This window comes from Kitasatospora sp. NPDC058170 (genome assembly GCF_042883905.1).
GTDB lineage: Bacteria > Actinomycetota > Actinomycetes > Streptomycetales > Streptomycetaceae > Kitasatospora.
The window spans coordinates 104,104-126,350 of the sequence record NZ_JBHVUV010000019.1 but is presented as its reverse complement, the minus strand read 5'-3'; the positions used below and the strand labels follow the sequence as shown (position 1 = coordinate 126,350).

20 protein-coding genes are annotated in these 22,247 nt (G+C 74.3%); 10 read left to right on the top strand and 10 right to left on the bottom strand.

The window, feature by feature from the left end:
- Window positions 1-23 precede the first annotated feature (23 nt).
- The 5 genes from ACFVVX_RS22235 (at window position 24) to ACFVVX_RS22215 (ending at window position 5,158) form a co-directional block, all read left to right on the top strand.
- Window positions 24-677 carry a DUF6232 family protein gene (locus tag ACFVVX_RS22235; protein WP_387948140.1) on the top strand — a complete coding sequence of 218 codons (654 nt, stop codon included), beginning with the start codon at window positions 24-26 and terminating at the stop codon, window positions 675-677.
- The gene (locus ACFVVX_RS22230; RefSeq protein ID WP_387948138.1) at window positions 674-1,030 is read left to right on the top strand and encodes a hypothetical protein; all 357 of its coding nucleotides are present in this window, start codon (window positions 674-676) and stop codon (window positions 1,028-1,030) included. The genes ACFVVX_RS22235 and ACFVVX_RS22230 overlap by 4 nt, the downstream gene beginning before the upstream one ends.
- A gap of 302 nt (window positions 1,031-1,332) precedes the next feature.
- A complete protein-coding gene (locus ACFVVX_RS22225) occupies window positions 1,333-4,134 on the top strand; it encodes a penicillin acylase family protein (RefSeq protein ID WP_387948137.1) in 2,802 nt (933 codons plus the stop codon).
- Between the two features lie 251 nt (window positions 4,135-4,385).
- On the top strand, window positions 4,386-4,736 hold the full coding sequence (locus ACFVVX_RS22220; protein ID WP_387948135.1) for a hypothetical protein: 351 nt from the start codon (window positions 4,386-4,388) through the stop codon (window positions 4,734-4,736).
- Window positions 4,733-5,158, top strand: a complete 426-nt coding sequence (locus ACFVVX_RS22215) for a hypothetical protein (RefSeq protein WP_387948133.1) — start codon at window positions 4,733-4,735, stop codon at window positions 5,156-5,158. The genes ACFVVX_RS22220 and ACFVVX_RS22215 overlap by 4 nt, the downstream gene beginning before the upstream one ends.
- Before the next feature lie 60 nt (window positions 5,159-5,218).
- Here ACFVVX_RS22215 and ACFVVX_RS22210 read toward each other — a convergent pair whose 3' ends face one another.
- Window positions 5,219-6,610, bottom strand: coding sequence for a PASTA domain-containing protein (locus ACFVVX_RS22210; RefSeq protein WP_387948131.1), 1,392 nt, complete (start codon window positions 6,608-6,610; stop codon window positions 5,219-5,221).
- A 392-nt stretch (window positions 6,611-7,002) separates the two neighbouring features.
- Between ACFVVX_RS22210 and ACFVVX_RS22205 the strand changes: the two genes are divergently transcribed.
- On the top strand, window positions 7,003-7,593 hold the full coding sequence (locus ACFVVX_RS22205; protein ID WP_387948129.1) for a hypothetical protein: 591 nt from the start codon (window positions 7,003-7,005) through the stop codon (window positions 7,591-7,593).
- Window positions 7,590-8,168: a copper resistance protein CopC gene (locus ACFVVX_RS22200; RefSeq protein WP_387948127.1), complete on the top strand. Its 579-nt coding sequence runs from the start codon at window positions 7,590-7,592 to the stop codon at window positions 8,166-8,168. The genes ACFVVX_RS22205 and ACFVVX_RS22200 overlap by 4 nt, the downstream gene beginning before the upstream one ends.
- A gap of 30 nt (window positions 8,169-8,198) precedes the next feature.
- On the opposite strand, the gene ACFVVX_RS22195 is transcribed toward ACFVVX_RS22200, so the two are convergent.
- Window positions 8,199-9,719 carry a carbohydrate binding domain-containing protein gene (locus tag ACFVVX_RS22195; protein WP_387948125.1) on the bottom strand — a complete coding sequence of 507 codons (1,521 nt, stop codon included), beginning with the start codon at window positions 9,717-9,719 and terminating at the stop codon, window positions 8,199-8,201.
- Between the two features lie 233 nt (window positions 9,720-9,952).
- On the opposite strand from ACFVVX_RS22195, the gene ACFVVX_RS22190 reads away from it, so the two are divergent.
- Together ACFVVX_RS22190 and ACFVVX_RS22185 are read left to right on the top strand one after the other, a co-directional pair.
- Window positions 9,953-10,576 (top strand): GDSL-type esterase/lipase family protein, encoded by a 624-nt coding sequence (locus tag ACFVVX_RS22190; RefSeq protein WP_387948123.1) that lies wholly within the window; start codon window positions 9,953-9,955, stop codon window positions 10,574-10,576.
- Between the two features lie 65 nt (window positions 10,577-10,641).
- On the top strand, window positions 10,642-11,598 hold the full coding sequence (locus tag ACFVVX_RS22185; RefSeq protein ID WP_387948121.1) for an aldo/keto reductase: 957 nt from the start codon (window positions 10,642-10,644) through the stop codon (window positions 11,596-11,598).
- A gap of 44 nt (window positions 11,599-11,642) precedes the next feature.
- Here the strand turns inward: ACFVVX_RS22185 and ACFVVX_RS22180 are convergent, their stop codons facing one another.
- The 4 genes from ACFVVX_RS22180 to ACFVVX_RS22165 all read right to left on the bottom strand — a co-directional run bounded on the left by ACFVVX_RS22180 (window position 11,643) and on the right by ACFVVX_RS22165 (window position 16,120).
- Window positions 11,643-12,341 carry a GNAT family N-acetyltransferase gene (locus tag ACFVVX_RS22180; RefSeq protein ID WP_387948119.1) on the bottom strand — a complete coding sequence of 233 codons (699 nt, stop codon included), beginning with the start codon at window positions 12,339-12,341 and terminating at the stop codon, window positions 11,643-11,645.
- A 64-nt stretch (window positions 12,342-12,405) separates the two neighbouring features.
- Window positions 12,406-13,080 (bottom strand): nitroreductase family protein, encoded by a 675-nt coding sequence (locus tag ACFVVX_RS22175; RefSeq protein ID WP_387948117.1) that lies wholly within the window; start codon window positions 13,078-13,080, stop codon window positions 12,406-12,408.
- Window positions 13,081-13,164: 84 nt separating this feature from the next.
- Window positions 13,165-14,802 carry an ABC-F family ATP-binding cassette domain-containing protein gene (locus ACFVVX_RS22170; RefSeq protein ID WP_387948115.1) on the bottom strand — a complete coding sequence of 546 codons (1,638 nt, stop codon included), beginning with the start codon at window positions 14,800-14,802 and terminating at the stop codon, window positions 13,165-13,167.
- Window positions 14,803-14,899: 97 nt separating this feature from the next.
- A complete protein-coding gene (locus ACFVVX_RS22165; protein WP_387948113.1) occupies window positions 14,900-16,120 on the bottom strand; it encodes a trypsin-like serine peptidase in 1,221 nt (406 codons plus the stop codon).
- A 545-nt stretch (window positions 16,121-16,665) separates the two neighbouring features.
- Between ACFVVX_RS22165 and ACFVVX_RS22160 the strand changes: the two genes are divergently transcribed.
- Complete coding sequence (locus tag ACFVVX_RS22160; protein WP_387948111.1) at window positions 16,666-18,273, top strand: ABC-F family ATP-binding cassette domain-containing protein; 1,608 nt, start codon at window positions 16,666-16,668, stop codon at window positions 18,271-18,273.
- Window positions 18,274-18,349: 76 nt separating this feature from the next.
- Here the strand turns inward: ACFVVX_RS22160 and ACFVVX_RS22155 are convergent, their stop codons facing one another.
- The 4 genes from ACFVVX_RS22155 to ACFVVX_RS22140 all read right to left on the bottom strand — a co-directional run bounded on the left by ACFVVX_RS22155 (window position 18,350) and on the right by ACFVVX_RS22140 (window position 22,117).
- Entirely contained in the window at window positions 18,350-18,997 is a 648-nt protein-coding gene (locus ACFVVX_RS22155; RefSeq protein ID WP_387948109.1) for a Pr6Pr family membrane protein, read from the bottom strand.
- A gap of 155 nt (window positions 18,998-19,152) precedes the next feature.
- On the bottom strand, window positions 19,153-19,833 hold the full coding sequence (locus ACFVVX_RS22150; RefSeq protein WP_387948107.1) for a response regulator: 681 nt from the start codon (window positions 19,831-19,833) through the stop codon (window positions 19,153-19,155).
- Window positions 19,830-21,131 carry a sensor histidine kinase gene (locus ACFVVX_RS22145; protein WP_387948105.1) on the bottom strand — a complete coding sequence of 434 codons (1,302 nt, stop codon included), beginning with the start codon at window positions 21,129-21,131 and terminating at the stop codon, window positions 19,830-19,832. Before ACFVVX_RS22145 ends, ACFVVX_RS22150 begins: the two co-directional genes overlap by 4 nt.
- A complete protein-coding gene (locus tag ACFVVX_RS22140; RefSeq protein WP_387948103.1) occupies window positions 21,128-22,117 on the bottom strand; it encodes a hypothetical protein in 990 nt (329 codons plus the stop codon). The genes ACFVVX_RS22145 and ACFVVX_RS22140 overlap by 4 nt, the downstream gene beginning before the upstream one ends.
- Window positions 22,118-22,247 lie beyond the last annotated feature (130 nt).

Here is a 22,247-nt window from a genome sequence, read left to right as displayed (position 1 = left end):
ATGGCGTGGGGGGAATCGTGGAGATGGACAAGGAGCCGGACCGGCCCCGGCAGAAACCGCCGCCGCCGCCGGTGGCGGCGCCCGCGGTGGGGGTGCCCACGGCGGGGGTGCCGACGAGTTTCGGGCCGCCCGCCGTGCTGCCGATGGCCGTCGGGTTGCGGGTCAGCAAGCGGCTGCTCTGGGTCGGGGGCGCGGTGTATCCGCTGCACAACATCGTGCGGGTCTACAGCTTCGTGCTGAGGCCGAAACGCCGGGAGGCGCTGGGGACGTTCGCGAAGCGGATCCTGCAGGCCGGCCTGCTGGCCGCGGTCCCCTTCCTGCTCGCCACCACGGACATCCTGAACCACTCCTCCGACGAGGAGGCGCTGCGGTTCGTCGTGTACCTGGCCGGCGCGTGGCTGGTCTACGCCGTCATCGAGCTGCTGTCCGTGCTGTTCGCCCGGTCGGTGCCCGTGCTGGCGGTGGACACGGCCGGCAACGCCACCGCCATGGTGACGACCGTCGACGAGCGGGGGCTCGCCGAGCTGGTGAAGGTCCTGTCGCAGGCACTCGAGAATCCGGAGGTCGAATTCCAGATGACCGTGCAGACGTTGACCGTCAGCCCGAAGAACTACCACTTCGGGGACAACGTGAACATGTACGGCGGCATCGGCAACACCGGGAAGGCGGCGCGATGAGCGGCGACCACATCCACGGCGATGTCGTCAACATGCACGGGGGCAGCAACAACCAGGGGATCGTGCACCACCACGCGCCGGAGCCGGGCGACCGGTCCGGCTCGGCCGAACTGGCCGCGGCCGTCCGGGCGCTGGTCGTGCTGCTGACCGAACTGCGGGACGGCGTGGCCCCGCTGGACGCCGCCTCGATCGACGAGGCCCTGCCGGCGATCGCCGCCGGCCGCGGGGCCGCGCCGCAGGAACGGCACCGGGCGCTGATGGCCGTCGCCGGGATCGCCGCGACGGTCGGGGCGGTCGGAGCCCCCGTCGTCGACGCGGTGCGGCGGGTGCTGGACCTGCTCGGCGCGCAGTAGGCCGGTCCGGCGGGCGCTCCCCTCCGCAGGCCGCCGGGCCGGACGGGAGCGCCTGCCCCCGGGCGGTGTCCGAACTCCCGCCCTCCCCGCCGGGCCTGTCCGGCGCACCCCGCGCACCCCGCGCACCCCGCGCACGCCGCCGTCCCTCCTGCCCCGGCAGCCGTGCCAACTCCCCGACCGTGCACGGGAGGTCGGCCCGTCCGACTTCCCGCTCCGCACCGGAAATGGCATGCACGCCACTAGGCAACCGGCCAGTAACCGTCCTACGGTCGACTCCCCGTAGCTTCCACGGAGGAGCTGGCATGCATCGACGCCCCCACGCGCTCAGGCTCCCGGTCGCCGCACTCTCGGCGGCCCTCCTCATCACCGCGACCCTCACCACCGCCCCCGCCCCGGCCGCTCCGGCCCCCGCCGTGGCCGCCGCGCCCGGCGACTACTGCGGCGGCCGCTGCCTCGACATCCTGCCGCCCGGCGAGAACGGCAACGCCACCCTCGCCGACATCCTGGTGAACAAGGTGTTCGGCACCCGCCCCGCCCACACCGACGACCAGCTCGGCCCCTACGCGGCCCTCGCCGCCAACTACCCGGGCCTCACCGAGTCCCAGCTGCGCAGCTTCTTCAACGACGCCTCCTTCGGCGTCCCCGCCGACCAGGTGGCGAGCACCGCCCGGCCCCGCGCCGACGTCGCCATCGTCCGCGACAAGGCCACCGGCGTCCCGCACATCACCGGCACCACCCGGTACGGCACCGAGTTCGGCGCGGGCTACGCCGCCGCGCAGGACCGGCTCTGGCTGATGGACCTCTTCCGGCACGTCGGCCGCGGCCAGCTCTCCGGCTTCGCGGGCGGGGCGGCGGCCAACCGGCAGCTGGAGCAGAGCTTCTGGCAGGCCGCGCCGTACACCGAGGACGAACTCCAGCAGCAGATCGACGCCATCGCCGGCCAGGGCGACCGGGCCAGGCAGGCGCTCGACGACGCCAAGGCCTACCTCGACGGGATCAACCAGTACGTCAACGAGTCCTACAACGGCCGGTACTTCCCCGGCGAGTACGACCTGACCGGGCACATCAACCCGATCACCAACGAGGGCTCGATCGCGCCGTTCAAGCTGACCGACCTGGTGGCCCTCGCCTCCGTGGTCGGCGCCCTGTTCGGCTCCGGCGGGGGCGGCGAACTCGCCTCCGCCCAGGTCAGGTCGGCGGCCGAGGCGCGCTACGGCAAGGAGGCCGGCGACGCCGTCTGGAAGTCGCTGCGCGAGGCCGACGACGCCGAGGCGGTCCGCACCCTGCACGACGGGCAGCAGTTCCCCTACGCCCAGGTGCCGGAGAACCCGCAGGGCGCCGCCCTGCCCGACCCCGGCTCGGTGGTGCCCGAGCGGATGGTCTACGACGCCACCGGCTCCGCCAACCAGCTCACCACCCCCGCGCCGGGCGTACTGCCGGGGGCACTGCTCAGCGACCGGCACGGCATGTCCAACGCCCTGGTGGTCTCCGGGAGCCACACCGACGACGGCCACCCCGTCGCGGTCTTCGGCCCGCAGACCGGGTACTTCGCCCCGCAGCTGCTGATGCTGGAGGAGATCCAGGGCCCCGGCATCAGCGCCCGCGGCGCCGCGTTCGCCGGCCTCAGCTTCTACGTCCAGCTCGGCCGCGGCCAGGACTACGCGTGGAGTGCCACCTCCGCGGGGCAGGACATCACCGACACCTACGCCGTCCCGCTCTGCACCACCGACGGCTCCCCGGTGACCACCGCCGCCAACTCCTACCTGTGGCACGGGCAGTGCCTGCCCTTCGACCGGCTGGAGCGGAAGAACGCCTGGGCCCCGACGACGGCCGACTCCACGGCGGCCGGGTCGTACACCCTGCTGATGTACCGGTCGAAGTACGGGCTGGTGACCGCGCGCGGAACGGTCGGCGGGGCGCCGGTGGCCTTCGCCTCGCTGCGGTCCACCTACCGGCACGAGGCGGACTCCATCATCGGCTTCCAGGAGCTCAACGACCCCGGTGCGGTGCACGACGCCGCGGGCTTCCAGCGGGCCGCGCAGGACATCAACTACACGTTCAACTGGTTCTACGCGGATGCCAGGGACACCGCCTACTACAACTCCGGCAGCAACCCCGTCCGGGCGCCCGGGGTCGACGCAGGCCTGCCCGTCCGGGCCGAACCCGCCTACGAGTGGGCCGACTTCAACCCCTCGGGCAACACCGCCCGGTACACCCCGCCGGCCGAGCACCCGCAGTCGGTGAACCAGGACTACTACATCTCCTGGAACAACAAGCAGGCCGACGCCTTCACCTCGGCCGGGTTCGGCAACGGGTCGGTGCACCGCGCCAACCTGCTCGACGACCGGGTGAAGGCGCTGCTGAAGGCCGGCGGCAAGGCCGGCCGGGTCTCGCTCACCCAGGCGATGGAGAGCGCGGCCCTGGCCGACCTGCGGGCCGAGGACGTGCTGCCCGAACTGCTCAGGGTGATCCGCAGCGCCCCGGTGACCGACCCGGCCACCGCCACCGCCGTCCAGCAGCTGGAGGCCTGGCTGTCGCGCGGCGGCCAGCGGAGGGAGACCTCGGCCGGCAGCCACGCGTACACGGACGCGGTGGCGATCCGCACCATGGACGCCTGGTGGCCGCTGGTGGCGGAGGGCGTCATGCGGCCCGGGCTGGGGGACGGGCTGTTCGCCGCGCTGGCCGGTGCGCTGCAGATCAACGAGTCCCCGTCGGGCGGGCAGACCGGCCCGGGCGGCGGCTCCACGAGCGCCAACGAGTCGATCCCGCACAAGGGTTCCGCCTTCCAGTACGGCTGGTGGAGCTACCTGGACAAGGATCTGCGGTCGGTGCTCGGCGAACCGGTGGCGGGCCCGCTGGCCCGGCCGTTCTGCGGCGGGGGAGACCTCGCGGCCTGCCGGTCGGTGCTGCTGGACACCCTGAAGCGGGCGGCCGCGCAGACCCCGGCCCAGGTGTACCCGGGCGACGCGGACTGCTCCGCCGGTGACCAGTGGTGCGCCGACACCGTCATCCAGCGGCCGCTGGGCGGGGTGACCGACCCCAAGACCACCTGGCAGAACCGGCCGACCTACCAGCAGGTCGTCCAGTTCACGTCCCACCGCTGAGCCGACCGTGCGGGTGGGGCCCCGGACCCTCCGTGGCCCCACCCGCACGCACCGGGCTCGGTACCCGCACGCACCGGGCCCGGCACCCCGAGCACCCGGCTCCCGGCCGCTCCGGCGCGGGGAGCCGGTCGAGGGGCGCGGACGGTGGCCTGGCCTGCCCGTCTCCCCCGCCGTGCCGCGCGGGGACAGCGCCGAGTACGGGCACCGTGCTGATTCCGAGTAGCCTCTCCCGAAGAGAGAGGAGTGGCGCCATGAGTCAGCCCATGCCCGACCGCGTCGAGCTCATCCCGCGCCCGGACACGACCCCCGCCGGGCTGAAGGCCGCGCTCTCGATCGTCGCCGCCGACCGGCTTCCGGAGATGGTCGACGGGCAGACCCGCGCCATGGCCGAAGCCATCAGCGCAGGCAGCGTTCAGCCGATCCGCGGGTTCGTCGCCCACTGGGCCGCTGTCGTGGAGATCGAGCGGGTCCCCGCCACCGCGCAGGCCTACCACCGCGCGAACTACCTGGCCAACCACGCTGCCGACGTCGAGGACTGCCGTCGGTACGCCGTCAGGGTCGCCGAGATCTACCGAACCGCCTACGCGGCGGTGAACGCGTGACCTGGAGCTGGGAGTACCTCCCCAGTGAGCAGCACGTCACCGCGGGCGCGCCGGCCGGCTTTCTCGCCGCGGTCGAGGACAAGGCGGCCGAGCTCGTCCGGGCCGCCGAGGCGCTGTACCTCGACGGGACCTCCTACCAGGGCAGCGGCGAGCCGATGCGCTACCTAGTGCCGCGTCAGGCAACCTTCGCCCCGTCGCGACGCCCGGCACGCACTCTCGCCGTGCCGGCCGAAAGCCCAAGTACGTCCAGTACGAGGACTTCCGGCCGGCACGCCGATAGCACGCACCGGACGCCGCTCCTTGACGGGCAAAAGTTGCCTGACGCGGCACTAGACGTTGCCGACGGCCTGCTCGCCTACTACGTCGTGCCGCGCCTGGAGCTCGTCGTCGTGTGCCAGGTGACCCCGCCGCCGGCGCTCTGAGCAGCAGCGGAAGCGGCCCGGGGCTGGGGGCGCCGGCCGGCGATCAGGTCGCCGGGCGGGTCAGCGGGGTTTGGCCGGTTTGACGGCGTACCAGAGGACGACCGGCGCGTTGAGGGCCACCGAGGTGCCCTTCTCGGGGTCGGTGCGGATGGCCTGGCCCAGGGGGGTGTCCAGGACGCCCTGGCCGGAGACCGTGACATTGGTGAGGTGGGCGGCCTTCAGGGCCTTCTGGGCCTCGGCCAGGGTGAGGCCGGCGACGGCGGGGATCACCGCCCGGCCGTTCGAGATGCGCAGGAACACCGTGCTGCCCGGGGCGACCCTGGTGCCCGCCTTGGGGTCGGTGCCGATGATCTGCAACTCCGGCACGCCCCCGCTGTCGACGTAGTCGCCGTCGGCGGCGAAGCCGAGGTCGTAGAGCCGCTGCTCGGCGGACGCCTGGTCCAACCCGACCAGGTCGGGCACGGTGACCGGCTTCGCGGACGGGGAGACGGACGCGGACGGCGAGGCGGAGCGCGAAGGGGAGGGCCGCGTCGGGGAGGGGGAGCGGGGGCGGGTGGACCCGGACGGCGACGGGGAGCGCGGCACGGACGCAGACGGGGACGGGGACGGCGGCGGTGCCGGGGAGGCGGTGGGCGCCGGGGTGGTCGGCGAGCCCTGCGCGGCCGGTCCGCTCCGGCTCCGGCCGACCGCGAACACCAGGACGGCGGCGGCCAGCACGGCGATCACCACGGCGATCACCGCCGACGGGCCGCAGCCGCGGCGCCGCGGGGGCAGCCGGTACTGCGGGCCCTGTTCGGGGTGGTGGCCGGGGGCGGGGCGGCGGCCGGCGGCGGGGATGCGGGGGCGGCGGACGGCGCCCTGGTCGTTCCGGGAGGGCCGCCGGTCGGCGCGGTCGTCCTGGTCGCGGCCGTCCTGGGTGCGGTCGTCCCAGTCGAGGTCGATCCGGCCCGGGACGTCCACGGCGAACGCGGCGCAGGCCGCGCCCTGGCCCGGCGAGGCGGCCACCACCCGCAGCGCCACCCCGAAGCGGTCGCTCCGCGCGCCCTGCACCTGCCCGGCAAGGTCGGCACCGGGCACCCCGAACAGCGAGGCGAGGTCCAGCCCGGCGCCGAGCCGGTCGAACGGCGGGGTGTACCGCAGCTCCACCGTCCGGGACCGGTCGGGCGGCAGCGGCGCCGCGAGCACCGCGGGGTCGAACTCCAGCCGCCCCTCGACCTCCTCCACCGGCTCCAGCAGGTAGCCGGTGGACACCTGTCCGGCGTTGCGGACGGTCAGCCGCACCAGCACCGGGAACCCGGCCTCGCCCAGCTGCTGCGCAGGCTCGCACCACGCCTGGACGGCGGCGTTCAGCCCCGCCCGCAGATCGGTCCCGCACTGCGGGCCCGGGCAGTAGACCCCCAGCCGTTCGGCGCCGTCCGTCCGGGTGCCGCACAGGCGGCAGAACAGCCTCATGGTCCCCCCACAGGCCCACGCCCACCCCCCGAAGGGGCCGGTTCCACCCGCCCGTTACCCGGCCCTCCCGCCGAGGAACCACGGCCCCTCGAACCGTGGCCCGCCCGTGACCGATCGAGCCCGCACTCGTGACCGGGTGGTCGCGGCCAGGGCGGATCAGGGGGGTCGGCGAAGCCGGCCCCGCGCGGCCAACTCGCTTCCGGGGGAACCGTATTAGTACGTCTCTGTCATGGAATCAAGCTGTTGGGACGGAAATCATCACAGCACTTTGGAAGAAGCCCCTCCGGCTCCCCAACCAGCAGGCTGGGCGCGCGCGATGTCGCGGCCCGTACTGCCGCCCCGCGCGCCGCACGTGCTCCCCGCCTGCCCCTCGCCGTAGGAGAACCACACTGATGACGACCCAGCCCGCGCCGTCGAGAGCCGTCCCCCGGAGTCCGTTGAGCCGGCTGAACCACGGCTCGCACCGCGCCGCGTTGAACATCTTCATGGTGATCGTGCTCGGTCACTGGGCCGAGCACCTCACCCAGGCGTACCAGATCTGGGGCCTCGGCTGGACGGTCCCGAAGTCCAAGGGCCTGCTCGGGTACCAGTTCCCCTGGCTGGTGACCTCGGAGTGGATGCACTACGGCTACGCGCTGGTCATGATCATCGGGCTGTTCCTGCTGCGCCCCGGCTTCGTGGGCCGGGCCCGCACCTGGTGGACGGTGGCGCTGGTGATCCAGTTCTGGCACCACATCGAGCACCTGCTCCTGCTGCTGCAGGCGCAGACCCACCACTTCCTGTTCGGGAAGGCGGCGCCCACCTCCGTCCTGCAGCTGGTCTTCGCCCGGGTCGAACTGCACCTCTTCTACAACACGATCGTCTTCATCCCGATGGTGATCGGCATGTACTACCACCTGCGCCCCAACCGCCAGGAGCTGTCCGCGATGACGTGCAGTTGCCGCCACACCGTCCACCGGCACGAGGTCGCGGCCACCGCGTGACCGCCTCCGGATCGCTGAAGTCATTCCGGCGCACGGTCGCCGTCGGCGTCGGTGTCGTCGTGCTGCTGCTGGCCGGGCTGGCCTGGATCAGCGCCAGGGAGCCGGTCCGGCTCTCCGGCGCCACCCCGTCCGATGGCGGCGCGGTCGCCGAGGCCCCCGAGGAGGTGGCGCTGACCTTCTCGGGCGACGACTTCAGCCCCGAGTCGGTCTACCTCCAGGTCAACGGCCCGGACGGCTCGTCGGTCACCGACGGCACCGCGCGGGTGGACGGCCGCCGGGTGGTGTCGCCGGTGCGGATCGGCACCCCCGGCGACTACCTGGTCACCTACCGGCTCACGCTCGGCGGCCGCGAGGTCTCGGGCACGACCGCCTTCGCGGTCGGGCCCGCGGCGGTCGGCCGCCCCGTCGCCGCCCCGGCGGACGACGGGCTTCCGGCGCACGACCACGGGACGGAGGGCGTCTGGAACCTCCTGCTGCTGTGCGTCGACGCCGTCCTGCTGCCGGGGGCCGTCCTGCTGATGCTGCGCCGTCCGCGCCTGCGCCGCGACCGCCCGGCGGGACCGGTCGGACCCTAGGGCCCGACCGGTCCCGCCGCGCGGGCCGGGTCAGCCGCCGTACTGGGCGAAGATCTTCGCGAACTCGTACGGCTGCTGCGCGATGTTGGTGCACTTGAACAGGGCGCCGGTGCAGGCGTTGGCGTCCCGGGTGGCGTCCCAGAAGGCCAGCTCGCCGAGGTGGTGCTGCTTGGCGAAGGCCACCAACTGCTGGGCGTCGGCCTGGTTGTAGATCTGGTGGTCGTCGTTCTCCCCGATCATCGGGGTGACGCCGACCATGGCCCAGAGCTGGGCGTCGGTCTTCGCCGGGTACAGCGCCTTGAGCTGCCCGTACAGCGCCTGGGCCGCCTGGACGGCGGCGTCGCCGTAGTCGGAGCCGACGCGGTAGTAGTCCATCGCCATGATGTTCACCAGGTCGACGTTCACGCCGGCGTCCCGGGCCGAGCGGACGATGGCGACGCCCTCGGTGGTCAGGCCCTCGGGCAGCACCGGCAGGGTGAAGGAGACCCTCAGCCCCGGGTTGGCCTTCTGCAGCTTGGCGAGCGCGGCGGACCGGCGGTCGTTGGCGGCGGTGTCGGCGATCGCGGCGCCCTCGATGTCGAAGTCGACGAAGCGCAGGTTGTAGGCCTTCACCACGGCGTCGTACTCGGCGAAGAGGGAGTCCACCGTGCTGCAGGCGGCGGCGAGTTCGGTGCCGCTGGCGCCGCCGAAGGACACCTTGACGTCGCCGCCGGCCGCGCGCAGCGCGTCCACCTGGTCCTTGGCCCAGCCGGTGCGCGGGTCGTAGGCGTTGAACCAGCTGGCCTTGCAGCCGACGCCGGTCACGAAGCCCATGGTGAAGGACTTCAGGTTGCCCGCCGCGGCCATCGCGGGCATCGAGGGGGTCGGCCAGGCGCCCATGTCGATGTAGGGCGCGACCGGGACGGCGACGCCCGGGGGCGGCGTGGTCGGGGGGACGGTCGGCGTGGTGGTGGCGGTGGGGGATGCGGTGGGTGTGGCCGAAGTGGGCGGCGGGGTACTGGGGTTGCCGCCGGGGCCGGTGAGCGCGATGTCGTCGGCGAGGTAGCCGCCCTGCCCGTACCAGCCGTGCAGGTACACGGTGACGCTGGTGGTGGCCGGCCCGGTGGTGAAGGTGGTGGACAGCTGCTGCCAGCCGGTGCCGCCGGGCGTCCAGACGGCCGGGTCGGTCACCCCGCTGCCGGTCGCGCCGAGGTAGACGTACGGGCCCTGCACCCAGGCGCTCAGCGTGTACCTGGTGTTGGGCTGCACGGCGACGCTCTGGCCGCACTGCGCGGTGTCGCTGCTGCCCACGGCGCCCTTGAGCGCGTACGAGCCGCTGTGCGCACCGGTGTTGACGACGCTTCCGGTTCCGGCGGAACAGCTCCAGGGGCCGAGCGACCCGCTCTCCAGGCCGGGGTTGGCGAGCAGGTTGCCGTCGGCGGCGCCGGCGTTCCCGGCGAGGGTGGCGAGCCCGCCGGCCGCCAGGGCGGTGGCGGCGGCGAGGGTGAGCAGCTTGGTGCGCACGGCGGGGCGGCGGTGCGTGGCGGCGGGGTGGTGGTGCGCGCGTGGCATGGGGGTGCCTCTCAGGACGGTGCCCCGCCGCCTGCGGGAGGTGGGGGCGCGCGGGCGGCGGCGCGGGGGGCGTGGTGTCCGGTGCGGGGGAGGTGCGCGGTGCTGAGCATCAAACTGGACTAGACCAGCTGTGCACGTCAAGCATTCACGGGGCATCAAAAGGCGCGGCGCAGCCCGTCTTACACAGTGGTTAAGGTTCCCGGGCTGCCGTGACCTCGCCCTATGGTGGCGCGATGACCAGGGACCTGCGTATCTGTTTCATCGGCGACTCCTTCGTCCAGGGCATCGGGGATCCGGAGTTCCGGGGCTGGGTCGGCCGGGTCCTGCAGGCCGTCGGCGGGGACGTCACGGCCTTCAACCTGGGGATCCGGCGGAACACCTCCGCGGACGTGCTGCGCCGCTGCTGGCGGGAGGTCGACGCGCGGACCCTCCCCGAGGCGGACAACCGGCTCGTCGTCTCGTTCGGCAGCAACGACACCACCCTGGAGGACGGCCGGCCGCGGGTGGCGCCCGAGCGCTGCGTGGAGAACCTCGCCGCACTGCTGGACGGGGCCCGGGAGCGCGGCCTCGGGGTGCTGGTGGTCGGGCCGCCGCCGGTGGTCTTCCGGGGCGAGGAGCACCTGGGCCGGCTGCTGGAGCTCGCCGACGCGCTCGCGGCGCTCTGCGCCGAGCGCGGGGTGCCCTTCGTGCCCGTCACCGGGGAGCTCGCCGCGGACGCGGTCTGGGTGGCCGAGGCCGGCGGCGGCGACGGCGCGCACCCCGGGGCGGGCGGCTACGAGCGGCTCGCCGCGCTGGTGCTGCGGGCCGGCTGGCGGCGCTGGTCGGCGGGCGGGGAGCTCCGCGAGGAAGGCGCTTGACCTCGAGTGCACTCCAAGGGAGAGGCTGGTGCCCGTTGATCCGCGCTACGAAGGAGCACCGGAAGATGCGTACCAGCACGCTCGGCAGCAAGGGCCCGGAGATCGGTGTGGTCGGCCTCGGCTGCATGGGGATGACCTGGGCCTACGACCTGCACAACCGCGACGACGAGACCTCGGTGAAGGTGATCAGGGGGGCGCTGGACCTCGGCGTCACGCTGATCGACACCGCCGACATCTACGGCCCGTACAGCAACGAGGAGGTGGTCGGCGCGGCCCTCGCCGGCTCCTACCGGGAGCGCGCGGTGCTCGCCACCAAGGTGGGCCTGGTGCCGGGCGACGAGGGCCGCCGGGTCGGGAACGACGGCCGGCCGGAGCACGTGCGGCGCTCGATCGACGAGAGCCTGCGCCGCCTCGGCACCGACCACGTCGACCTGTACCAGCTGCACCGGGTGGACCCGCAGGTGCCGATCGAGGAGACCTGGGGCGCGCTCGCCGAGGTGGTCGCGGCGGGCAAGGCGCTGCGGATCGGCCTCTCCGAGGTGGGCGTCGAGGAGATCAGGCGGGCGCAGGCGGTGCACCCGGTGGCGTCCGTGCAGTCGGAGCTGTCGCTGTGGACCCGGGACGCGCTGGCCGAGGTGCTCCCGTACACCGAGGCGGAGGGCATCGCCTTCCTGCCGTTCTCGCCGCTCGGGCGGGGCTTCCTCACCGGCAGCATCTCCTCCGCGGACGAGCTGCCCGCCGACGACTTCCGCCGCTCGCTGCCGCGCTTCCAGCAGGACGCGCTGACGGCCAACCTGGCGCTGGTCGGGAAGGTGAAGGAGGTCGCCGCCCGGGTCGGCGCGACGCCCGCGCAGGTGGCGCTGGCCTGGGTGCTGGCCCAGGGCCGGTACGTCTTCCCGATTCCGGGCACCAAGACGCCGCGCTACCTGGCGGACAACGCGGGCGCGGCCGGCGTGGTCCTCGGCGCGGCCGACCTCGCCGAGCTGGACGCGCTGCCCGCGCCGACCGGCGAGCGGTACTGAGCCGCCGGGCGCCGAGGGGGCTGCCCGCCCCCGCGGCGCCCGGCTCAGCGCTCCTTGACCCAGATCAGCTTCCGGCCGGTCTCCCCCGGTGCCCGGACGGGCGCGTCCACCACCCGGTCGAGCCGGTAGCCGAGCTTGCGCGGGACGGCGGCGCTGGCGCCGTTCGCCTCGTCGCAGTGGATCTCCACCCGCCCGATGCCGGGCAGCGCGAGCGCCGCGGCGGTGAGCGCCCGGGCGGCGGAGGTGGCGATGCCCCGCCCGGTGTGCCGGGAGAGCACCCAGTAGCCGAGCTCCAGCGCGCCGGGGCCGAGCCGGCCGTGCAGTCCGAACGCGCCGACCACGCTGCCCGGTTGGGCGTCCAGGCCGGCCAGGTACATGAAGTCGGTGCCCGCCGCCCAGGCGGCGGCCCCGGCCCTGATCACCTCGGCGGTGGCCTCGGGGCTCGGTGCCTCGGCCGCCCACTCCATCCACGGCCGCAGATGGTCGAGGTCGGCCAGCACGGCCGCGTTGAGCGCGGCCGCGTGCCCGGAGGCGCGGCGGTGCAGCGAGACCCCGCCGGGCAGTGGCAGCAGCTCGGGCGGCCGGCCGGCGGTGACCTCGCGCGGACCGCCGGTGGCCCCGCGCCGTCCGGTGGTGCCGGGTCCGGGGGCGCCGGGTCCGGGGGCCTGCCCGGCCTGCCCGGGCTGTCCGGGCTGTCCGGGCTGTCCGGCCTCTGCGCCGGCGAGCGGCATGACGTGGCTCATGCCAGTGATTATGTCGGCCGTCAGGACCGGTCACCACCGATTACCGGACACCACCGCGGGCGCGTCAGAGGCGTACCAGGACGTCGTCGAGCTCCTTGCGCCGAAGGTCGGGGACGCGCGCCCCCTGCGCCGGGTACCCGACCGGGATCACGTACGCGGCCCGCTCCTCGGCAGGCCGCTCGCAGACCTCGTTGAGGAACTTCATCGGGCTCGGGGTGTGGGTCAGGGTGGCCAGTCCGGCCTGGTGCAGCGAGGCGAGCAGCAGCCCGACCGCGATGCCCACCGACTCCTTGGTGTAGTACGGGCGCGGCGAGTGCGGGCCCTTGTGCACCTCGAAGACGACGATCACCGCGGGCGCGTCCTCCAGGAACGGCTTGCGCCAGTCGGTGCCGATCGGGGCCAGCGCGGTCAGCCACTCCTCGGAGGCCCGGTGCGCGTAGAACTCGCGCTCCTCGGCCTCGGCGGCCTCCCGCAGCCGCCGCTTGCGCTCCGGGTCGGTGATCACCACGAACCGCCAGGGCTGGGCGTGCGCGCCGCTGGGCGCGGTGTTCGCGGTGCGGATCGCCCACTCGACCACGCCGTCCGGGATCGGGTGGGTCGCGTAGTCGCGGACGGTCCGGCGCCGGGCCATCACGTCGTGGAAGGACCTGCTGCGCGCCTCGGCCTCGTGGGCGGGCACCGTCATCGGGCTCAGCGGGACGGTCGGGTGGGACGCCCCTGCCACTGCACTGTCAACCATGGCCGACAGCACAGCACATGACGGGCGGTCGGGGAAGAGGCCGGTCCAGACCACTCCCCGACCGCCGGTGCCGGACCGGGCGGCTCAGCTCTCGTGGACGCGCCCGTCCCTGACCTCGATCCGCCGGTTCACCGACACGGTATCCAGCATCCGCCGGTCGTGCGTGACCAGCAGCAGCGTGCCGGTGTACGAGGCCAGCGCCGACTCCAACTGCTCGATGGCGGGCAGGTCCAGGTGGTTGGTGGGCTCGTCCAGCACCAGCAGGTTGACCCCGCGCGCCTGGAGCAGCGCCAGCGCGGCCCGGGTGCGCTCGCCGGGGGAGAGGGTGCCGGCCGGGCGCAGCACGTGCGCCGCCTTCAGCCCGAACTTGGCGAGCAGGGTGCGTACCTCCTCCGGCGAGAGCTCCGGCACGGCGGCGGCGAAGGCGTCCGAGAGCGGCTCCCCGCCGAGGAACAGGCCGCGCGCCTGGTCGACCTCGCCGACCACCACGCCCGAGCCCAGCACGGCGCTGCCGCCGTCGAGTTCGAGCCGGCCGAGCAGTGCGGCGAGCAGCGTGGACTTGCCCGCGCCGTTGGCGCCGGTGATCGCGACCCGGTCGGCCCAGTCGATCTGCAGGTCCACCGGACCGAAGGCGAAGTCGCCGCGCCGCACGCCCGCCCCGCGCAGGGTCGCCACCACCGAGCCGGAGCGCGGCGCGGTGGCGATCTCCATCCGCAGCTCCCACTCCTTGCGCGGCTCCTCGACCACGTCCAGGCGCTCGATCATCCGCTGGGTCTGCCGGGCCTTGGAGGCCTGCTTCTCGGTGGACTCGGAGCGCATCGCGCGGCCGATCTTGTCGTTGTCGCTGGACTTGCGGCGCGCGTTGCGCACCCCGTGTTCCATCCAGCCGCGCTGCATCCGGGCCCGGGCCTCCAGGCCGGCCTTGGTGTCGGCGTACTCCTCGTAGTCCTCGCGGGCGTGCCGACGGGCCACCGCGCGCTCCTCCAGGTACGCCTCGTAGCCGCCGCCGTACACGTTGACCTGCTGCTGGGCGAGGTCCAGCTCCAGCACCTTGGTCACCGTCCGGGCCAGGAACTCGCGGTCGTGGCTGATCAGCACGGTGCCCGCGCGCAGGCCCTTGACGAAGGACTCCAGGCGCTCCAGGCCGTCCAGGTCGAGGTCGTTGGTCGGCTCGTCGAGGAGGAAGACGTCGTAGCGGGAGAGCAGCAGCGAGGCCAGTCCGGCGCGGGCGGCCTGGCCGCCGGAGAGCGCGGTCATCGGCAGGTCGAGCGAGACCTTCAGGCCGAGCGAGCCGGCCACCTCCTCGGCCCGCTCCTCCAGGTCGGCGCCGCCGAGCTCCAGCCAGCGGTCCAGGCTCTCCGCGTACGCGTCGTCGGCGCCGGGACGGCCGTCGACCAGGCCCTCGGTGGCCTCGTCCAGCGCGGCCTGCGCGGCCGCGACGCCGGTGCGGCGGGCCAGGAACGCGCGGACGGACTCGCCCTCGTTGCGCTCCGGCTCCTGCGGCAGGTGGCCGACGTTGGCGCTCGCCGGGCTGAGCCGCAGCGAGCCGCCCTCGGGGGTGTCCAGTCCGGCCAGCAGCCGCAGCAGCGTCGACTTGCCGGCGCCGTTCGCGCCGACCAGCCCGATCACGTCGCCGGGGGCGACGACCAGGTCCAGGCCGGAGAAGAGGGTGCGGTCGCCGTGTCCGGCGCTGAGGTCCTTGACTACGAGTGTGGCGCTCATGATGCCCCGATTCTATGAGAGCCCGGGGTGTCGCGGGACGGCGCAGGGGCCGCGGCAGGATCGCCGCGGCCCCTGCGGGGTCAGGATGTGCCCGAGGTCACTTGGACTTCTTGGCGAAGTAGTCCAGCATGTGCGCGGCCACGTCCTCCAGGTACGGGCCCGCCTCGTAGGTGTTGGCGGCGTTGCCGACGGAGGTGTCGCTGACCAGGACCTGCTTGCCGTCCTTGGTGGCGAACCAGCCGCCGCCGCTGCTGCCGCCGGTCATGTTGCAGCCGATCATCAGCATCGCCGGGCGGCTCGGGTCGCCGCCGGGCTTGCGGACCGGCGGCTTGGCGCTGTCGCAGTGGTCCAGCTCGGTGCCGTCGAAGGGCTTGCCGGCCGGGTAGCCGTAGCTGTTCACGGCGGTCAGCTGCTCGCGCGGGGCGTTGAACCAGATCGGGACGGAGCCGCCGACGGTCTCCTCCAGCGACTTCCCGCCGGACGGGTTGGCCACCCTGATGATGCCGAAGTCGTACTGGCTCCACGGGCCGCCGTGCTCCGGGTCGGCCTCGCCCGCCCACTGCGGGGAGACCATGCCGCCGACCGCGCCCCACTCGCCGTACGGCTCGGCGGCGGCCTCGTCGCCCTTCTTGCCGCCGCTCAGCGCGCCGTTGCTGTTGTACGCCGGGGCGAAGCTGATGTTGGTGTAGTACTTGCCGCCCTTGCCGCCGTGCAGGCAGTGGCTGGCGGTCCACACCAGGTTGCTCTTGCCGGGGTTGGTCGGGTCGGAGACGACGGTGCCGGAGCACACGTAGTCCTCGTTGCCGTCCTTGAAGAAGATCTTCCCGTTGACGTGCAGGTTCTTCGCGAACGGGTGCGCGGCCGGCTTGGCCTCGATCACCTGCGGCAGCGGGTCGGCGCCGCCGGGGGGTGCGGTGGCCGGGGCCGGTGCGGTCGGCTGGGCGGTGGGCTGCGCGGTCGGCTGGGCGGGCGGCTGCGTCGGGTCGGGCTGGGGGCTCGGCATCGGCTTGGGCTTGGCGTCCAGCAGCTTCTGGAGGGTCCAGTAGCCCTTGACGGCCGGCGTGATGACGTTCTGCTGGGCCCACTTGTCCCAGTCCTCGAACTTCCAGCTCTTCAGTTCCTCGACCGTCGGCAGCTTGATCGGCGCGGCACCGGTCTTGCCGGCGGGCGTCGACGCCGTCCCGGCCGCGGTCGGGGCCGCGGTCTGCGCGCCGGCCGGGTCGGCGTTGTCCGGGCCGCAGGCCGTCGCGAGGACCATCGTCAGGGTGACGACGGACGCGCCCAGCGCAGCACGCTTCGTACGGGATATCGGTGACATCGGATCAGTTCCCCCTGTGAGCGGTGCCCCTGCGCTTCGAGCCGCAGGCGTGGCAGGTGAGGAGTCTGCCATGCGGACCGGCAGGCTCCTGACGTGCGGCCGTGTCCGGGACGCTCCTGTCACCGGATCGGCACCGGATCGGCACGGTGCAGGCACCGGGCACAATCCCCCGTCCGCGGACCACCGCTCCCGGGCCCCCGCTCCCGGACCGCCGCCCCCGGACCGCCGCCTCCGGGCCCAGCTCCCGGGCCCCCGCCTCCGGGCCCCGCCCGAAAACCGGTTGCGGGGCCGCGCGGGCCTTTCGTAGCGTGATCGGTGCCACCCGCCAGAACAGGAGAAGGCCGTTGCTCTACTGAGGTCCCGAGACACCGCCCCGCCGCGCCACGGCCGTATCGGCCTGTGCGTGCGCCGCGCGAGTGTGCGACCTCAGTGGTGAGCCGGCCCGGTCTTCCTCCGGGCGCGGGCGCTCCCGCACCTCCGCCGCACCCGCGGTGTCTCCCGTGTTGCTCCCTCGACCAGATTCGGCAACCACCGGGAGGCCATCCATGGCACAACCCACCATCTCCGTCCTCTGCTCCGACCTCTCCTTCGAGTGGCCGGACGGCAAGCCCGTCCTGGACGGCTTCAACCTCGCCGTCGGCCCCGGCCGCACCGGCCTGATCGGGCTGAACGGCGCGGGCAAGTCCACCCTGCTGCGACTCGTCGCGGGCGAGCTCACCCCCACCGGCGGCACCCTCCGGGTCGGCGGCGAGCTCGGCTACCTGCCCCAGGGCCTCACCCTCGACACCGGACTGCGGGTCGACGAGGCGCTCGGCATCCGGGCCGCCCGCGAGGCACTGCACGCCATCGAGTCCGGCGACACCGACCAGCGCCACTACGACGCCCTCGGCGACGACTGGGACGTCGAGGAGCGCGCCCGCGCCACCCTCGACCGGCTCGGGCTGCACCGGCTCGGCCTCGACCGCACCACCGGCGAGCTCTCCGGCGGCGAGGCCGTGCTGCTGCGCCTGGCCGCCCTGCTGCTGCGCCGCCCCGACGTCCTGCTGCTCGACGAGCCCACCAACAACCTCGACCGCGCCGCCCGCGAGCGGCTCTACGAGACGGTGGCCGGCTGGAGCGGCGTGATGCTGATCGTCAGCCACGACCGCGAACTGCTCCAGCACGTCGACCAGATCGCCGACCTCAGGGACGGCGCCGTCACCTGGTACGGCGGCAACTTCGCCGCGTACGAGCACACCCTCGCCGCCCAGCAGGAGACCGCCGAGCGGCTGCTGCGCACCGCCGAGGCCGACGTCCGGCGCCAGAAGCGGGACTTGGTCGACGCCCGGACGCGGCTGGAGCGCAGCGCCAGCTACGGCAAGAAGCGCTCCGTCACCCGCAACGACCCGCACATCTTCGCCGGCAAGCTGAAACGCCAGGGCCAGGAGACGGCCGGCCGCCTCCAGGGCATGCACACCGAGCGGCTGGAGGACGCCCGGCAGCGGCTCACCGCCGCCGAGGAGGCCGTCCGGGACGACGCCGAGATCCGGATCGACCTGCCGCGGACGAACGTCCCGGCCGGCCGCACCGTGCTCACCCTCGACCAGGTCCGGCTGCCCTACGGCGTCACGGCCGAGCTCGACCTGCGGGGCCCCGAGCGGGTCGCCCTGGTCGGCCGCAACGGCGCCGGCAAGTCCACCCTGCTGCGCGCCATCGCGGGCGAACTCGCCCCGCTGGCCGGGGAGATCACCATCCCGGTGCCGCTGCGCCACCTGCCGCAGCGGCTCGACCTGCTGGACGACGGGCTGACCGTCGTCGGGAACGTCAAGCTCTTCGCGCCGAGGGCGGGGGACAACGCGATCCGGGCCCGGCTCGCCCGCTTCCTGTTCCGCGGCGGCCGGGCCGACCAGCCCGCCGCCACGCTCTCCGGCGGGGAGCGCTTCCGGGCCACGCTGGCCGCCCTGCTGTTGGCCGACCCGCCACCGCAGCTGCTGCTGCTCGACGAGCCGACCAACAACCTGGACCTGGCCAGCGTCCGCCAGCTGACCCAGGCACTCGCCGCCTACGAGGGCGCGCTGATCGTGGCCAGCCACGACCTGCCGTTCCTGCGCGGCCTCGGCCTCACCCGCTGGCTGGAGCTGGACGGCGAGCTGCGGGCGGTGGACCCGATGTAGCCGCCCGGCATGCCCGGGGCGCCCGGGGATCCGATGATCCCCGGGCGCCCCGGGCGGAAGAAGGGGTGCGGGGCGCTCAGGCCTCGGACGGCCGCAGCCGGGCCCGGACGAGGGTGCCGAGCCGGTCCAGCCCGATCACGGTCGCCGCGAGCACCACGAACTCCACCGTCAGCAGGGCGATCTGACCCCACACATAGGCGTAGCCCTCGGTGGTCGGGTCGAAGAAGAAGTAGGGGTAGGGCATCGGGTAGTTGGAGAACAGCGCGTTGCGCGCCAGCACGATCGCCGCGTAGCCGAGCGGGAAGGCCAGCCAGAGCGGGACGTCCCGCCAGGCGGAGGCGTTGCGCGGCTTCAGCGTCAGCCAGTCGATGATCACCATCACCGGCGTGACGTAGTGCAGGAAGAAGGAGGACCAGTGGGCCAGCTTGTCCGGCCCGTCGAACAGCCCGGGCAGCGGGTTGGCGCCGTGCTCCAGCAGGACGTGCGAGACCAGGCCGGTGATCAGGATGTACAGCGTGGCGGCGCCGCGCAGCCGGGGTGCGGGCGCGTCGACGGTGCCGCGCTTGACCATCCAGTACACCGCGCCGATGAAGTAGCCGAGCACGATCACGTTGCTCTGGATCGTGAAGTACACCAGCGGCGCGGTCTGGAGGGTCAGGCCGAGGCCTGCCGAGAGCACGATGCCCAGGCGCCACCAGAGCGCAGGGCGGGTCCGGACTGACATGCGGCCACCAGTTCGTTTCAGGCGATACGGGAGGTATCGGACGGCTTGAGGGCCGAACTCTACTCGCTGGTAGCCACGGGACGGAAGAAACGTCACTGCGCCGCCCGCGCCGTCCCGGTCACCCGCGCTGCCCAGGTCGCCCGGTCCGCCCCCGGTCACCCGGGCAGCACGAACCCCGACTCGTAGGCGGTGATCACCGCCTGGGTGCGGTCCCGGGCCCCGAGCTTGGCGAGCACGCTGCCGACGTGCGTCTTGACCGTCTCCTGGCTGACCACCAGGCGCCCCGCGATCTCGCCGTTGTTCAGCCCGGCCGCCATCAGCCGCAGCACCTGCCCCTCCCGCTCGGTGAGCCGCTCGACCGGGCTGCGCCCCGTCCGGCCCGCCCCGGCCCGCCGGGCCGGCTCCCGCCGCAGCGCGAGCTCGCGCACCGCGGCCGGGAAGAGCAGCGAGTCCCCGCGCGCGACCAGCCGCACCGCCTGCACCATCTCCTCCGCCCGGGCCCGCTTCAGCAGGAACCCGCAGGCCCCCGCCCGTAGGGCGTCGTACACGTGGTCGTCGTGCTCGAAGGTCGTGACGACCAGGATCCGCGGGGGCTCGGACATTCCGGCGACGAGCTGCTCGGTGGCCCGGATGCCGTCGATGCCGGGCATCCGGACGTCCATCAGCACCACGTCCGGCCGCAGCTCGCGCACCAGCGGGACGACCTCGGCGCCGTCGGCGGCCTCGCCGACCACGGTGAGGTCCGGTTCGGCGTCGATCACCACCCGCAGGCCCGTCCGCACCAGGCGCTCGTCGTCCGCGATCACCACGCGGATCGTGTCGGTCGTGTCGTTCACTGTGCTCCTCCCACCGGCAGCCAGACGGCCAGCCGCCACGTCGTCCCGTCCTCCGTCGGCCCGGCCTCGCAGCCGCCGCGCAGCACCGCCGCCCGCTCGCCGATCCCGCGCAGCCCCCGGCCGCCGCCGGGCCGGCTGGGGTGGGCCGGGCCCATCGGGCTGGTCAGCTCGATCTGCAGCCGGCCCGCCGCCAGCCCCACCCGCAGCCGGGCCGGCGCGGAACCGGCGTGCCGCAGCACGTTGGTCAGGCCCTCCTGCACGATCCGGTACGCCTCGCGGGAGACGGCGGCCGGCAGCCGGTTCAGCCCGGGGGCGAGCTCGGCGTCGACCTCCACCCCGGTGCGGGCGAGCTGGCGCAGCAGGTCGCCCAGTCCGGCCAGGGTCGGACCGGGCGGCCGCGGGTCCGCCCGGTCCTCCTCGCGCAGCAGGCCCAGCACGGTGTCCAGGTCGGCGACGGCCGCCCGCGCGGTCTCGCCGATCGCCTCCAGCGCCTCGGCGGCGAAGTCCGGGTCGGTCCGCAGCACCCGGGCGGCGGCCGAGGCCTGGATGCCGACCGCACTGAGCGCGTGGCCGACCGAGTCGTGCAGCTCGCGGGCGAGCCGGTTGCGCTCGGCGAGCACGGTGGCCCGGCGCTCGGCGGCGGCCAGCCGCTCCTCCGGGGTCGGGCCGAGCAGGACCGGCGCCCAGCGGGCCAGCAGTGCGCCGAGGCCGGCGCTGGTGCCGATGATCAGCAGCAGCAGGGCGAGGCCGAGCACCTGAGCGGGCAGCGGGCCAGGGATGCCCCGGTCCTGCCAGAACTGCACCACGTCGTCCACCGCCGGCCCGCCCAGCGGCGTGATCAGCAGCACCACCGCGAACGGCGTCCCGGCCAGCGACATCCCGCTGACCACCCCGCCGAACAGCACGTGCAGGACGTAGAAGGCGGCGGTCCGGCGCCGCGCCGCCCAGGACCTCGCCGGGCCGGTGGACACCTCCTCGGCCCGCTCCGGCGCGCAGAGCGCCCGGGCGGCCGCCCCCTCCAGCGACCGGACCGTCGGCACCAGCGCGGTGACGGCGGCCATCGGCAGGGACAGCCCGAGGGAGGCGAAGTAGAGGAGGGTCTGGACCGGCTGCCCGTGGCTCGGGTCGAGCGCGCCGAGCAGGACGACGGAGAGCATCCAGTACGGCATCAGCAGCGCACCGCCGAGCACCAGGTGCACCCAGCGCAGCCGCGCCCGCCGCCCGAGCAGCGCGCTGCCCGCCCGCCGTGCCCCGCCGGTCATGCCCGTGCCCGCCCCCGCGCCCGCCCCCGTGCTCACCGGGCCGACTCTACGTCAGCGCTCCGGCGGGCAGCGGCCCGTTCCACCAGGGCGACCGCCCCGACCACCAGGACCAGCAGCCCCACCACCACCTGCAGCGCCTCCACCATCGGCAGCAGGCCGGGTACGGCCTTGCGGGCCTCGGGCACCTCGGTGGTGGCCGCGAACGCCACCAACTGCCAGGCGCCCCAGCCGAACAGCGACCCGGACGCGGTCCAGGCCGTGGCCAGCGGCACCCGCAGCCGCCGCCCGGGCAGGCGGCGGAACACCAGGAGCAGCAGCGCCGCCGGGGCGGCCACCGCCATCACCGCGGTCGTCCCGTCCAGGACGGCCATGCTGCGGCCGCGCTCCTCCACCCACTGGAGGGGCAGCCCCGTGGTGCCGCCCGCCGCCCAGTAGATCCGGGCCGCGGCCACCCCGAGCGCGAGCAGCGCGGCGACGCAGGCGAGGGCGCGCTGCACGGTCAGCGTGGGGGAGTCGGGCAGCTCGCCGATCCGGCTGCGCAGCAGGCCGACCCAGCGCCGTCGCGCGTACAGCAGGAACGCGGTGATCAGCGCGATGCCCTGGACGCTGAACCCGCCGTACACCACGGCGAACACCCAGTCGCCCAGCCCGCTCGGCCCGTCGTCCTGTTTTGGCGCCTCGCCGGTACCGAACAGCGGCACGGTCAGCAGGTACAGCGGCAGGGCGACCAGGATGGTGCCGAGCAGGCCGGTCGCCACCCACATCGGGAAGGCCAGCAGCCCGGCCGGTGCCCGCCGCCCCCAGGGCCGGGCGAACGCGAGCGCGAGCACGACCGCGATCGCGTCCATGCCGAAGGTCAGCAGGTTCACCAGCCACAGCTTGTCCAGTGCGGCCGGGTCGTCGGCGCCCACCGGGTGCCCGGTCAGCCAGAGCAGTTTGAGCGTCAGGTAGGGCAGCGTCGCGGCGACGGCCAGTGCGGCCGCCACACCCTGCGCCGTGCTGCCAGAGGTCCTCGTGGTCATGCCCCCACGCTCCCGCGGGCGGGCCCGCCCCCACCTCCCCCCGTCACACGATCCACCTCCCCCTGCGGGGGGATCCGCCCGGCGGCCGCCTCCTACCGCCGGCCCGTCCGGGTGCCCTGCGGGTCCGTCC

Coding starts and splice junctions, on each gene's coding strand:
- ACFVVX_RS22235 (WP_387948140.1), top strand. CDS start 24: ATGGACAAGGAGCCGGACCGGCCCCGGCAGAAACCGCCGCCGCCGCCG.
- ACFVVX_RS22230 (WP_387948138.1), top strand. CDS start 674: ATGAGCGGCGACCACATCCACGGCGATGTCGTCAACATGCACGGGGGC.
- ACFVVX_RS22225 (WP_387948137.1), top strand. CDS start 1,333: ATGCATCGACGCCCCCACGCGCTCAGGCTCCCGGTCGCCGCACTCTCG.
- ACFVVX_RS22220 (WP_387948135.1), top strand. CDS start 4,386: ATGAGTCAGCCCATGCCCGACCGCGTCGAGCTCATCCCGCGCCCGGAC.
- ACFVVX_RS22210 (WP_387948131.1), bottom strand. CDS start 6,610: ATGAGGCTGTTCTGCCGCCTGTGCGGCACCCGGACGGACGGCGCCGAA.
- ACFVVX_RS22205 (WP_387948129.1), top strand. CDS start 7,003: ATGACGACCCAGCCCGCGCCGTCGAGAGCCGTCCCCCGGAGTCCGTTG.
- ACFVVX_RS22195 (WP_387948125.1), bottom strand. CDS start 9,719: ATGCCACGCGCGCACCACCACCCCGCCGCCACGCACCGCCGCCCCGCC.
- ACFVVX_RS22190 (WP_387948123.1), top strand. CDS start 9,953: ATGACCAGGGACCTGCGTATCTGTTTCATCGGCGACTCCTTCGTCCAG.
- ACFVVX_RS22185 (WP_387948121.1), top strand. CDS start 10,642: ATGCGTACCAGCACGCTCGGCAGCAAGGGCCCGGAGATCGGTGTGGTC.
- ACFVVX_RS22180 (WP_387948119.1), bottom strand. CDS start 12,341: ATGAGCCACGTCATGCCGCTCGCCGGCGCAGAGGCCGGACAGCCCGGA.
- ACFVVX_RS22175 (WP_387948117.1), bottom strand. CDS start 13,080: ATGGTTGACAGTGCAGTGGCAGGGGCGTCCCACCCGACCGTCCCGCTG.
- ACFVVX_RS22170 (WP_387948115.1), bottom strand. CDS start 14,802: ATGAGCGCCACACTCGTAGTCAAGGACCTCAGCGCCGGACACGGCGAC.
- ACFVVX_RS22165 (WP_387948113.1), bottom strand. CDS start 16,120: ATGTCACCGATATCCCGTACGAAGCGTGCTGCGCTGGGCGCGTCCGTC.
- ACFVVX_RS22160 (WP_387948111.1), top strand. CDS start 16,666: ATGGCACAACCCACCATCTCCGTCCTCTGCTCCGACCTCTCCTTCGAG.
- ACFVVX_RS22155 (WP_387948109.1), bottom strand. CDS start 18,997: ATGTCAGTCCGGACCCGCCCTGCGCTCTGGTGGCGCCTGGGCATCGTG.
- ACFVVX_RS22140 (WP_387948103.1), bottom strand. CDS start 22,117: ATGACCACGAGGACCTCTGGCAGCACGGCGCAGGGTGTGGCGGCCGCA.